This is a genomic window from Rahnella sp. CG8 (genome assembly GCF_023701875.1).
Lineage (GTDB): Bacteria > Pseudomonadota > Gammaproteobacteria > Enterobacterales > Enterobacteriaceae > Rahnella > Rahnella aceris.
The window spans coordinates 47,240-59,359 of sequence record NZ_JABAED010000027.1; the positions used below are offsets into that span (position 1 = coordinate 47,240).

A 12,120-nucleotide genomic window follows, 5' to 3' on the forward strand; every position below is an offset into this window, starting at 1 on the left:
CATCTCCTTAATCGTTATCCATGCGGGAACGTTGCTGGGCGGCGCGGGCGCGGTCACGGGCTTCCAGCTCGGCGCGGATTTGGCGGCTGGTATCCTGGACGCCTAAACCGGCACCGGCGGCAATGGTGTAATGGTGCGTGCTGCGGTCGATATAGCTGCGCCCGCCGCCGACGGACACCGGCGTATAACCGCCACCCAGCAGGCCACCCGGCGGCGGGGTGAGGGGGGCGGGATTATCCAGCGGATGCGTTTGCGGATCCCCGTTGCCGGATTGCTTCGAACGCCGGTCAGCCATGTCTGCCGTTTTATCCATGTCTGCGGATTCTTCCTTGATAACGCCGAGCTTCTCCAGCAGCCAGACCACGCCGCTGCGCAACTTATTGGCCACCTGCAGCGGTGCGGTCAGTGCGTTAGCGACCAGGCGGCCAAACGTCACCCCCGCATCTTTACAACTGTTCAGCGTTTCCTGCGTGGATTTCACCGGTTGGATCAGGTCTTTGAACCACTGCCACAAGACTTTGAGCCTGTCCCCAAGCCACTCAAACACCGGCTTAAGCGGCGCAAACATCTCTTTTACCGGCTCGAATGCCACCCCCAGCCCTTCAATGACGCCCGCAAAGAAGGCGCTGATCGGCTCCCAGTATTTACGGATAAGCAGCGCACCGGCGACAATGGCGACACCGACGGCAACAATCGGCCATGTCAGGCCGCCGATCACCGTCGCAATCGCGCCGCCCACCGTGCCGAGAAGGGTCCAGAGCATCCCCGCAGCGGCGACAATCAGATTAATCCCGCTGATAACCGGACCGGCCACCAGGCCAAACACGCCCAGCGCACCGATAATCAGCAGCGCACCGCCCGCAATTTTGCCGAGCGTGGCCGCCAGGGCTTTATTGTTCACCACCCACTTATCCAGTTTGAGCACGTAGCCGGTGGCGGTTTGTACCAGTTTGCGCAGTGACGAATCCTGCTGATCGAACAGGTCTGTGCCGACCGCCTCATAGGCGGACTGAAATTCCTTAAAGTCGCCGCCGAGGTTGTTCTGCATGATCGCCACCAGCGCCTCGGTTTTGCCGTCCGAGGTTTTGAACGCCTGGGTAAGCTTGTCGAGCTTGCCCGACGTTGCGCCGTCCATCAGCACCATCGCCGACGAGCTGGCCTCTTCACCAAAGATGGCCTTCATGTACTGCGCACGCTGCGCATCGCCGAGCTTGTTTTTCGCAAAGCTCTTTTGCATCTCTTTCAGGATGACAAACAGCGGGCGCATGTTGCCTTTGCTGTCCGCCGTTTTCACCTTCAGCTCACCGAGCGCGGCAGCGGCGGTGCCCGTCGGTGCCTGCAGGCGGGTAATGACCGCACGCGCACCGGTGCCCGCCATCGAGCCGGTGATTTTGGCGTCCGCCAGGGCAGCGGCCATGGCCGCCGTTTCTTCGACGCTGATACCGGCCTGCTTTGCCACCGGCGCTGCATAGGTCATGGTGTCAGACAGCCCCTCAAAGGTGGCGGCAGACTTATTCATGGCCGATGAAAGCACGTCGCCGATGTGTGACACGGTGTCATTGGTCATGCCAAACGCGGACTTCACGCCCATCAGCAGCGTGGCGTTTTCCTCCATGGTGCGCTTGTTTGCCAGGGACAGATTCAGTATGGTCGGCGTCGCCGCCAGAATCCCATCTTTGTCCGCGCCGGATTTCGCCACGATGATTTGCGCGGCGGCGGCATCATCGGCAGAGGCGGCGGTGTTGTCGCCGAGCTGCCGCGCCTGGGTGCGCAGGGCGGTCATATCGGCGGAGTCTTTTTCTAACCCCAGCGTTGCCTGCAATTCTGAGTTTTTCTGCGCAAAGTTAAATCCGGGCATCAGCAGCCCGACACCCGCCGCCGTGCCCGCCGTCGCAATCCCGACACCGGCCGCACCCGCACCGGTCACGCTGCCGGCCAGTTGTTTACCGGCCTGATACCGGCCTTTCACCGCGTTGAGTTTGGCCTGCTGCGCGCTCACCCGTGCCAGGGATTCGCGCTGCCGGTTGAGCTGCGCGGTGGTTTCACTGATGGAGGTTTTCAGGCGGCGCTCAGAGTCAGACAGCGTGCGCGTGCTGATGCCCGCCTGGGTAAGTTCGGTGCGCTGACGCTGCACCGACTGGCGCAGCCCGTTGAACTGGGTCTGCAACTGCGCGGCGGTACGCTTCGCCGATTCCATGGCCTGCGCCTGTGCGCGGGTCGGGCTGGCGGTGTTTTTAAACTGAATCGCCAGCGCCGCCGCTTCCGCTTTGGCGTCTTTCAGTTTCTGACCGGTGACGGCGAGCTGCGCGCTGGATTTGCGGAAGCCATCAATCTTTCCGGCCTGAGCGTTCAGGTCTTTGAGGGTGGTCTGCGAATTTTTAATCTCTCCTGCCAGCGCCTTACTGGCGTTCTGCACCGCTTTAAACGGGCGGGTCGCCTGGTCAACCGCCTTTAACAACACCTCTAACTTTAAGTTACTCACTGTCGGTGGCTCCGCTGCGCTGCATGGCCTTATGACGCCACACCAGCAGCTCGGTCAGCGTCATCGGGTTCAGTTCTGACGGCGGCCAGTGAAAAATCACCGCCACGTCCGCCATCAGGTCATCAACGGTCAGGGTAGGGGGAAGTTTTACTGTTCCGACTTCGGCGATAAAAAACCGATCACCTTGCCCGCCATGGCAATCAGGTCGGGCAGGTTCAGGCTTTTACAGTCCTGGGCGGTCAGGTTCGGTACGGTAATGCGCGGCAGAATGACGGTCAGCGCGTCAACGTCGGCATTCGCCAGCGCCGCCAGGCCAATCCCGCGCAGGTGTCCGGCGTTCGGCTTGATGATTTCAATCTGAGTGATCAGGGTGTCGCCACGTTTGATCGGTTCTTCAAGGATTACGATGTTTTCATTGTGTTCTGACATAGCGGTGTCTCTTCTTCAAAGGTGAGGTTTCGCGCCGGTGTCCGGCGCGGGTTACAGGTTACAGGCCGATGTTTTTGCGGTGCTGTGCCACGCGGTCAACACCGCCGACGATTTCCACCATGTTCACGGTATCGACTTCAATCATGTCTTTGCCGTCGATCGTGAGTTTGAAATAGGTGCACTGGGTGGTGATTTTGGTTTCGGTGTCTTCGCCCTGTTTGTACTCGCCGAAATCCATCTCCTTATGACGTCCGCGCATCGTGACTTCCACGGCGGAGGTGTTGCCGGTGTCGTCGCGCTGGAAGGAACCGGCAAAGCGCAGCGGCACGGCATCGACCGCGCCCCACTGCTGCAACACCAATTCATCCAGTCCGCCCACCGTCCATTCAAAGCTCAGCGCATCGTCGTCCAGACCGAAATCAATGGCGGCGGAACCGGTCATGCCGCCGCCGCGATAGTTCTCCAGCTTGCGGGTCAGCTTCGGCAGCGTCAGTGCGCTGACCGTGCCGAGGTAGCTGTTCCCATCGTTAAACAGGTTCAGGTATTTCAGTTTCTTAGGCAGTGCCATGTTTTAGCGCCTCTTAGCTGTTGATGGCCGTGGCGAACGTCGCCAGGTATTGGTCGGTGATGCGCTGACGCAGGGTTAAATCTTCCAGCGGCGGCACCGGCGTATAGTCGTAATCAATGAACAGCTTGCCCGCCTTAAGGGTCTCAACGGTGTTCGCTTCCGCGTCATACCAGCAGGTGCCGTCAATGATCAGACCGGCGGTTTTCATTTCGCGCAGTTTGGCGTTAATGCCCGCAATCATGTCCTTGATAAGCGTCGGGGTCATTGGCCGGTCCATCGCCCACAGGTGCGCTTCCGCCATCGTGTCCGCCAGCACCTGCGCGGTGCGGGTGTAGTTCTCAAACAGGAACAGCGGATCGTCAGAGCAGGTGCGCTGCCCCCAGAACTTAAAGCCGTCTTTGCGGATAAGGGTGGTGACGCACGCCTGGTTCAGCAGGTCGGCATCGGTGCCGGGGGTCTGCAAATCCCAGTACACGCTGGCGGACAGGCCGGTGACGCCGTTGATCCCGACGTTGGAAAGCGTTTTATGCCAGCCGGTTTCTGCGTCGATTTTGGCACGCAGGCCGAGGGCGTAAGCGGTGGCGGGCGCGATGTCGCTGGCGTTGGTGGTGGTGTTCCAGGCCACGAAATCCGGCCAGATCACCATCAGCTCACGCTGGCTGAAATTGTCGCGGTACTTAATGGCATCGGACACGGTTTTACAGCCGTATGCACTGACGTAGCCAAAGGCGCGGAGCTGCTGACAGACGGCGGCGAGTGCCGTGGCGACCTCCTGATTATCCAGTCCCGGCACGCCGAGAATGCGCGGCTTTACGCCGAGTTCAGTCTGGGCAGACAACAGGGCTTTCATGCCGGTATACATGCCGGTGTCGTCTGTGCCGCCGATGATGTTGGAGGTGGTTTCCGCTTCGGTTTCGCCTTGGGCGACGCGTACCACGACCACAACCGGCTTAGCCTGGTTGGCAATCGCCATCAGGGAGGCGCGCAGCGTGCCGGTTTTACCGGCCTTACCGGCGGCGGTGAGTACGTTAGTAATGAGCACCGGCGTATCCAGCGGGAAGGTCGCCGCGTCCGCATCCTCTGCAGTACAGACCATCCCGATGATGGCGGTGGAAACGGTGGAGATAACGCGGGTGCCGTCATTGATTTCAACAACGCGCACACCGTGATGATAATCAGCCATGGTGTTTTTCCTGTGATTGGGGTGAGGTCAATCATCGCGTGTTGTGTACGCGTAGGCACGGCGGGCGCGGAGTGTGGGGAATGGCACAACGTGGTAAAGGTCAGATACAAAAAAGCCCCTCTAGGGGGCAGTCGTCAATGGATTTGAAAAGTGGGGCGCTAGTTTTCCAGCCCCAACTTTTCAGCCAGCCGGTGAAGGGCGCAGATGCCCATCACTTCCTCGGCCACCTGTGAAAAGGCTGACCAGTTGGCAGCCAAAAATCCCGCAATAATCTCCGCTTCCTCTTTATTTAATTCCATTTCATCCTCCTGAATAGTCTGGGGATATCCTTGGGCATCGGCGGGACATGTTCAAATAGTTACTACTGATCAATTCTCCGTCATTGATCGTTTTCAGCGATCAATTTATTCAGGTACAGCAGGCCAGTCGATATCCGGCGCAGCGGATAAATCCAGGCGATTCAGCGCCACGCGGAATGTCTTCCAGGCTTTCAGGCGTTCCCGTTCCGCATCAGTCACGTCATCGATATCAACGGCATCCTGCAAAGGCGCAATGGCGACGGCGGCCTGACTGAGCAGTGCGCTTTTGCGCTGCTCTGCCACTTCAGCCGCGGGCTGCACGAACGGAATAAACTGGCCGTCCTGATAGCGGTACGCCAGCGTACTGATATCCTCCGGCAACGCGGCGGTATCCATTTCGTAAATGCTGACGCCTTCGGACAGCGTTAAAAAGTTGGGATTTTCCGCCCAGGTGGAAACAAAACCGTCAGCGCTGACGGCGATAAAACAGTTTTCTCCCTGCCATTCCCGATCGCGTAGTTCGTACCAGTCCGTGCCGTTCTCATCTTCAAAATAGAGCACCGGCAGCGGCAGACCTTCTTCTAAAACCTGTCGGGTCATATTGATATTTTTAAACGTAATCATATTAGTTACCCACCTGTCGCCAGCTTCCGCTGGCCGTTCGCACCATTAACGCGCGGTAATATTTCCCCAGCGTGCGGGCGTCCCCCAAATCCGGCCTGACACTTAAGCCCGTCATAAAGCAACCGGTCGGGGCTTCCCAGCCTGTTTGTGTTGTCCAGCCCGCATTCTCCAGCGCCTGACTACCGCGCTGGACGTCATAAATAAAACGTGAGTCCGACCAGTCGCGGGTTGCCAAAGAAACGACCGCATTGCTGCTCAGATGACGCATATAGGGATTTGTCACATCGCCAGCCGCAAATCCAGCATACGTTGCCCCATCACGCATCAAAAACCTGTCATTGGTCTCCGTTTTCGAATAGGAATCGCGCTGCGGCGGCGGGAAATTGGTGGTGTAAACCTCCCCCATATCCGACGCGTCTACCTGAATTTTTACCTTTGACCCCGTCCAGCCGATATAGACTTTATTGGACTGCATACCGGCACCGCCGCCTTGCTGCACGGCGGCAAAGTTCCCGACATTCCCCAGCCCGACATTCGCGTTGTTGAGATTGATATCCGCAGTGCCATCAAACGCCACACCGGCAATCTTGCGGGCAGTGGCGAGTTTGGTCGCCGCGACGGCTGTCCCACCGGCCGGTAACGCGCCGACGTCTGCCGGTGTCGGTTTGTTCGCCTGGCAGTAAATTTCATTCCAGGCCGTCCACGGACCATCGGCACCGTTCCACGCCCCCGACGCGCCCCGGGTAAACTGTCGTCCGTTATTGTTAAAGGCGATTTGCTGTGTCGCATTCGGTCCCCAGGTCACGAAAATCACGCCGACGAAACCGTTCATCGGGTAGCCTTTGTCTGTGGTCGCGGCAGCGGCACCGGGCACACCGTAATGCCCGAACATGGCCGTGCCATGCAGCGCGTTGGGGGAGTCTGTCGCGGTTAAATTGGCGCGGATTTTAAACGCCGTCGCAATTTCATCAGACAGCGCCTTTTCACTGGCGGCGCTTTGCGCGGCCGTCCACGCGCCCACGTCGGCAGCGGTGGGTTTGTTATTCGCGCTGTACGTCGGAACCCACTCTTTCCAGGGACCATCCACGCCGTTCCAGTCAGCGGACAATCCGCGATTCCAGATATTGCCGGTGAACGTGACGTACATCTGCTGACAGCCGTAGGCGCTTGGCGTGACGTACAGCGTGCCTGCGATGCCTTGCGGATAGTGCAACGCCGTCGTGGCGTTGGCATTTTTAGGCTGCGCGTACAGGGCGGCACTTCCGGTTCCGCTGGCAAAGCCCAGGGTATTAATATCCGTGGTTGTCAGGATGGCCGACGGCACCGTGACGGAATTCACCGCGCTGACCTGCACCCAGTCACGCCAGGGGCCGTCCGCGCCATTCCAGGACGCATTCAGCGCACGCGTCCACACCATGCCGGTGTTTTGCACGGTGTAACGCTGCAGCACGCCGCCCGTCCAGGACGCGGGGATAACCTCCAGCACGCCCGCCGCCTGTGAACCGGCCGGATAGCCATTGGCGACCGTGGCATTCGCGCCGGTGCTCTGCACGTAAACCCCGATTTTTGCCAGATTAAACGTATTGATATTCACGGTGCCGAGCACGGCGGACGCGACAGGCAGCGCACCCACGTCTGCCGCCGTCAGGGTAATGTCAGCGCTCAGCGCTTTACTGTTCACCTTGCGGGTGGACGGCACGCGGCTATTGGCATTGTCGTTGGCGGCCTTCACCGCTTTGGGCGTGGCGGCCAGCGCTTCGCTGGTACTGCTGACCGCGCTGCTGAGCTGGACAAACCCTTTTGCCGTCAGCGTGCTGTCGGGGTGGTTGCGGGATTTTTCATGTGCGGCCAGCAGGTCATTCACATACTGTTCCGTTGCCATAATCACCGAGTCGTCGATCAGCAGGCTGATGGCCTCGGTGTTGCTGACCGCAATCACCATACGTAAAGTTTGCGTGCGCCCTGAACCTTCCGCCAGGGTCGGTTTGTAGGTGTCCGCCATGTTGCAGACGGCAATCAGCGTACCGTCGTCGGCAAACAGCCCCATTTCACGCATCCAGAAACCGCCGACGCTCGCAGAGAGTACCGCCTCGGCAATGACCCAGTTGCCATGAGTCGGGTCGAGCTTTAAAGAGTTGAGCGGCGTGCGGTACACCTCTTTAACCAGTTTGGTCTGCGTGGCAACCGGCGTGGTCGGCTTGCCGTTGCCGTCACCGACGGCAAGCTGCGTGATGTTGATGTCAGTCCCCGCCGCAATGGCCGCCGCAATGCGCGACTGGCCGAGCGTGGTGACAACGGATTTAAATGTGCTCATAACGTCCTCTTATGCGGGGTAAACGGTCAGCAGTTCGCCCAGGTAGTGCGCCGCACCGGTGTAAACGTCGCCTTTAATATCCTGGGTGATGGTCAGGCCAATCAGATGGCGGCTGGCCGGTTTGGCGTCGGCAATCAGCCGCTCCATCTCCAAATACATGTCTTCGGTGATGCCGGTTTCCAGCACGCCGATATCCAGGCGAAACGTGCCCGGTTCGTCATTGGTTTCCCACCACTCGGTCACGTTAATCAGGTAGCCGAGCGGCTCCACCACGCGCCGGATGGCACCGATAGTTCCCTTATGGCAGTGAATGAACCAGGCGGATTGAATGACGCGGCGCTTAGTGGCAACCGGCCAGTTTTCATCCCAGCGGTCAACCGACAGCGCCCACGCCAGGTAAGGCAAAAACTTCGCCGGACAGGTCAGCGGATCCCAAAGCTGCCGCAGCGGCACCGGCACGTTTTCAAGCGCGGCGCAGGCCTCGGCGGCGGCAACCTCAAGAGCCGAGGAACCGACGGGCAGCAGGCGATCACTCATCGTAGCCGCCCACTTTCAGGGTGTACGCGGTGCAGAATGACGCCTGCGTTTTATCCAGCTCGATGTCAGCGGCGGGGCTTTTCAGCTCCACCCGTTGCACGCCCTCAACGTGCAGCGCGGCATAAATCGCCGACAGCCGGATGTCGCGGCCTAACCGGTGCTGCGCGGTGGTGTAAGCGATAAGCCTGGCTTCGGCAGCTTCGCGGATGGGTTCGGCTTCCGGACCCGGAAACAGATACAGCACGGCGTCGATGGTGTAATTCACCACCGTAGCCGACTGGACGGTCACGCGGTCAGCCACCGGGCGCACGTTCTCGTCATTGAGCGCGGCCTGCACCACGGCCAGCAGGTCAGCGGGAGCGGTGCCGTTGCCGGTCTGTGCCAGCACGGAAATCGTCACGCAGGCGGGCGACGGGCTGACCACTGAAATATCCGCCACCCGCCCGTCAGCCGAGCGCCCGTGATACTCATAGGAACCGACCGGACCGGCCACGCTCAGGCCTTCAAACGCCTGCTGCGCCCGGATACGCAAATCCGCATCGCTTTCCATCACTGCTGCGACAGCAGGCACGCTGACCGTATCCGCAGGCGTGATGGTCAGGCGCTCCACGCTGAACGTGGCGGCGATGTTGTCCAGGTCTGTGCCGGTGGCATAGGCCAGCATCACCGCCTGCGCCGCCTCGTTAACCCGCTGACGCAGGATCACTTCGCGGTAGGCGTTCTCCTCCAGCAGCTTCACAATGGGCTCAGACTCCAGGGTCAGCGTGCGGGCGATGGCGGCCTGCTGGTCTTCGGGGTAAAGCGATACCAGCGTGGCTTTGCGCTCCGCCAGGAGGATTTCGTAATCCAGCACCTCCACCACGTCGGGGGCGGGTAACTGGCTCAGGTCGATAGTTGCCATAATTCAGCTCACGGGTAAGGTTAAGGAAATGGCGGCGGACGTGTCTTTGCGGGTGCCGGTGAGTTCCACCACCATTTTCCCGTCGAACGTCGTTTCAAAGGTGATGCCGGTCAGGCTGACGCGTGGCTCCCACTTGAGGATCGCGCTGTAACAGGCCGCCATGATTTGCAGCCGCAGCGCCGCATTCTGCGGGCGGTCAGTCAGCATCGATAGCAGTGAACCATAGTCACGGCGCATGACGCGGGAACCGACGGGCGTGCGCAGAATGTCGCTGACCGACTGCTGAATGTGTGCCAGGTCTTCGACGCTGCGCCCCGAGTCGCGAGCCAGACCGATGTATTTGGCATTCGTCATGAAGGCACCTGCGTCTGGCCGCTGCCCGTCTGGACGCCGCCGTGTTTATGGGTATGAACCACCACGCCGTTTGACGTGATGCTGCCGCCTGTGTGGGTGAGGTTGCCAGTCATCTTGCCGCCTTGCTTAATCTCGATAGTGCCGGTGGTGAGTTTGTTGGTGCAGACCACCTCCGGCGTGTCGAGCGTGATGCGCGTTTTCGCCGTGCAGGTAATCAGCGGGGCAGTGACTGCAACCTTATCGGCAGCATTCACCGTGGCAGACTTGATACCGGTTGCCAGCAGCGCGCCGGTTTTGGGTTCGTACTCGATCACCGCGCCGTCGGGGAAAGTGACGTGTACAGCATCCGCCGAGGCAGACGGGGCAGGAAATTCATCAGAAAAAACAGCGGACATCACAAAGGCGGTATCCAGCTCACCGCCCAGGCAGAACAGCAAAACCTGCTCGCCGATGGACGGTGCCCACCAGGAACGGGAGCGCCCCGCGCGGGAAGTCAGCCAGTGCAGCCAGTCGGTGACGTTGCCGCCGGTGTTCACGCGACAAGTTGCCGCGTCTAAATCCACCTCGGCAATGGTGCCAATGCGGATCAGATTGCGCAGCAGGCGCGGAATGTCGTTGTTTGGGATGGATGTATTCATGGATAAAAGAATGCCGCCCTGTCAGGCGGCATACAATTTGGGACGGATTGATGGAGGGTGGCACAACGTGGGGATCACTTGCTGAGTAGTATTAGCTCAGACTTGATCTGGCAGTCTGGTTTAAGCGAAAAGCGGACGCTCTCATTTTTCATTATCGTTAGATTATAGGACTAACATATGATAGATCGTTGGAGTATAGGTCAGCCACTTTAGACCTCAGATTGAACTAAACATATCCAGATCAACTTATTTTAGGAGTAAGAAATAATATGGAATACAAAATCGACGACATATCGGACCTTTTAAGTGGCGTTCATGTAATAAGTGATAATGAAGATGGTGATGGTTGGTTTTTCTCTCAAGATTTAACTACGGACTACGTTCCAGCCAGACTTTCGCTGAATGAAAGCCTGACAGGGGATGTTAATGGCGCAAGAATAATACTTATAAGCGCCCCAGGGGCTGTTGGTAAATCAGTGCTGGCGAGAGAACTAAGCAATAAAACTGGTAGTATATATTTGGATTTATCGAAGGCTTCAAGTATTGCAGGTAATTATGTCATTGGTGGATTGGCAAACAAAGATATTTTATCCGCATGGAATTCCGGGACGGTTGGTTTAATAATTGACTCTTTAGATGAGGCTAGGCTAAGAGTAACCCAAGATTCATTTGAAGACTTTTTGCTCGACGTCAGTAAAGTATCCAAGAGAAATAAAAACCCAATAATTATATTTGGTCGAGTGGGTATTATTGAGGAGGCTTGGCTAATTTTAAGTGAGAATTATAATATAAATTGCCCTGTTTTCGATATTGATTTTTTTAATGAGTCTGAAGCTACTGATTTCATCGAAAAAAACCTTCTGGGATTATCTGAAAGTCAAAGACAAGAATACAAACATTTATCTTCTTCTCTTAGCGTACACTCACGAGTATATAAAAATTCAATCCGTGGTGTAGTTGACGAACTGAAGGAGATATCGGGCGCTGAATCCACTAGATTCTTCGGGTATGCACCGGTTTTGGAAGCAGTATCAAAAGTTATTGGCACCATCAAAAATCCATCTAAAATTTTAGAAGAAATGAAAGATATTTTAAGTGGTGAAATGTTGTTGAGCATATGCAAAGCTGTTTTGTCGCGAGAGCAGGGCAAGCTGACTCAACAGTTGCCTGAAAAGTTTGACTCAACAAAAGAATCTCTTTATTCAATTGATGAGCAACTTGATCGACTTGCATGTAGATTATTTAACCTTCCACCGATAGATAGCATGAGTATGCTAAGTGGTGATTTAATTGCTTTGTATAATAATGCTGTTGAAAGTATGTTACCTCAACATCCATTCTTAGACGGGACTGGAAGAAAGGTTGCTAGCTCTGTTTTTGAAGCATGCATATTGTCCTATGCATTGATGAGTGATAATAAAATCATCTCTAATGCTGCAAAGAACTATTGCCTATTAGGCGTTTCAACGCCTAACCCATTCCTATTTGATTTTTTCGTTGAGTCTGGAGGGGAGCATGGTAATTCAATGATTAATAGTTCCTATATAGGGATTCTTTTCGACTCTGCTCTATCTAAGCTTAAAATTAATGATAGTGCTACCTTGATAGTTAATGATGATGAAGATATGAGGCTTAATGTTGAATTTATCATCTCCAATTCTAATGATGAAGACCCAAGAGAGATAGAGTTTACATCCGATGGATATAGCCCAATTGACCTGCCCCCAGGATTAGATACAACGCTCACTTAGTAATGTCGGATCCTTCACTATCAGAATTACCCTTTCTCCA

General features: G+C 56.7%; 13 protein-coding genes. 1 reads left to right on the forward strand and 12 read right to left on the reverse strand.

Annotated features, from left to right (window positions below):
• Window positions 1–7 precede the first annotated feature (7 nt).
• The 12 genes from HGO41_RS20865 to HGO41_RS20920 all read right to left on the reverse strand — a co-directional run bounded on the left by HGO41_RS20865 (window position 8) and on the right by HGO41_RS20920 (window position 10,329).
• Window positions 8–2,482 (reverse strand): phage tail tape measure protein, encoded by a 2,475-nt coding sequence (locus HGO41_RS20865; protein WP_250981355.1) that lies wholly within the window; start codon window positions 2,480–2,482, stop codon window positions 8–10.
• Window positions 2,475–2,597: a GpE family phage tail protein gene (locus tag HGO41_RS20870; RefSeq protein WP_112150974.1), complete on the reverse strand. Its 123-nt coding sequence runs from the start codon at window positions 2,595–2,597 to the stop codon at window positions 2,475–2,477. The genes HGO41_RS20865 and HGO41_RS20870 overlap by 8 nt, the downstream gene beginning before the upstream one ends.
• A gap of 32 nt (window positions 2,598–2,629) precedes the next feature.
• The gene (locus HGO41_RS20875) at window positions 2,630–2,911 is read right to left on the reverse strand and encodes a phage tail assembly protein (RefSeq protein ID WP_131694612.1); all 282 of its coding nucleotides are present in this window, start codon (window positions 2,909–2,911) and stop codon (window positions 2,630–2,632) included.
• A gap of 58 nt (window positions 2,912–2,969) precedes the next feature.
• Window positions 2,970–3,479 (reverse strand): phage major tail tube protein, encoded by a 510-nt coding sequence (locus tag HGO41_RS20880; RefSeq protein WP_217192229.1) that lies wholly within the window; start codon window positions 3,477–3,479, stop codon window positions 2,970–2,972.
• Window positions 3,480–3,492: 13 nt separating this feature from the next.
• Window positions 3,493–4,662: a phage tail sheath protein gene (locus tag HGO41_RS20885; protein WP_250981356.1), complete on the reverse strand. Its 1,170-nt coding sequence runs from the start codon at window positions 4,660–4,662 to the stop codon at window positions 3,493–3,495.
• Window positions 4,663–4,820: 158 nt separating this feature from the next.
• Window positions 4,821–4,961 carry a hypothetical protein gene (locus HGO41_RS20890; RefSeq protein WP_250981357.1) on the reverse strand — a complete coding sequence of 47 codons (141 nt, stop codon included), beginning with the start codon at window positions 4,959–4,961 and terminating at the stop codon, window positions 4,821–4,823.
• Window positions 4,962–5,066: 105 nt separating this feature from the next.
• A complete protein-coding gene (locus HGO41_RS20895) occupies window positions 5,067–5,585 on the reverse strand; it encodes a tail fiber assembly protein (RefSeq protein WP_250981358.1) in 519 nt (172 codons plus the stop codon).
• 1 nt (window position 5,586) lies between these two features.
• Complete coding sequence (locus HGO41_RS20900) at window positions 5,587–7,899, reverse strand: phage tail-collar fiber domain-containing protein (protein ID WP_250981359.1); 2,313 nt, start codon at window positions 7,897–7,899, stop codon at window positions 5,587–5,589.
• Between the two features lie 9 nt (window positions 7,900–7,908).
• Window positions 7,909–8,436, reverse strand: a complete 528-nt coding sequence (locus tag HGO41_RS20905; RefSeq protein WP_217156722.1) for a phage tail protein I — start codon at window positions 8,434–8,436, stop codon at window positions 7,909–7,911.
• The gene (locus tag HGO41_RS20910; protein ID WP_250981360.1) at window positions 8,429–9,337 is read right to left on the reverse strand and encodes a baseplate assembly protein; all 909 of its coding nucleotides are present in this window, start codon (window positions 9,335–9,337) and stop codon (window positions 8,429–8,431) included. Before HGO41_RS20910 ends, HGO41_RS20905 begins: the two co-directional genes overlap by 8 nt.
• Before the next feature lie 3 nt (window positions 9,338–9,340).
• Window positions 9,341–9,691 (reverse strand): GPW/gp25 family protein, encoded by a 351-nt coding sequence (locus HGO41_RS20915; RefSeq protein ID WP_250981361.1) that lies wholly within the window; start codon window positions 9,689–9,691, stop codon window positions 9,341–9,343.
• Window positions 9,688–10,329, reverse strand: coding sequence for a phage baseplate assembly protein V (locus HGO41_RS20920; protein ID WP_250981362.1), 642 nt, complete (start codon window positions 10,327–10,329; stop codon window positions 9,688–9,690). Before HGO41_RS20920 ends, HGO41_RS20915 begins: the two co-directional genes overlap by 4 nt.
• A 269-nt stretch (window positions 10,330–10,598) precedes the next feature.
• Here HGO41_RS20920 and HGO41_RS20925 point away from each other — a divergent pair, with 269 nt between their 5' ends.
• Window positions 10,599–12,080, forward strand: coding sequence for a hypothetical protein (locus tag HGO41_RS20925; RefSeq protein WP_250981363.1), 1,482 nt, complete (start codon window positions 10,599–10,601; stop codon window positions 12,078–12,080).
• The last annotated feature ends 40 nt before the right edge of the window (window positions 12,081–12,120 follow it).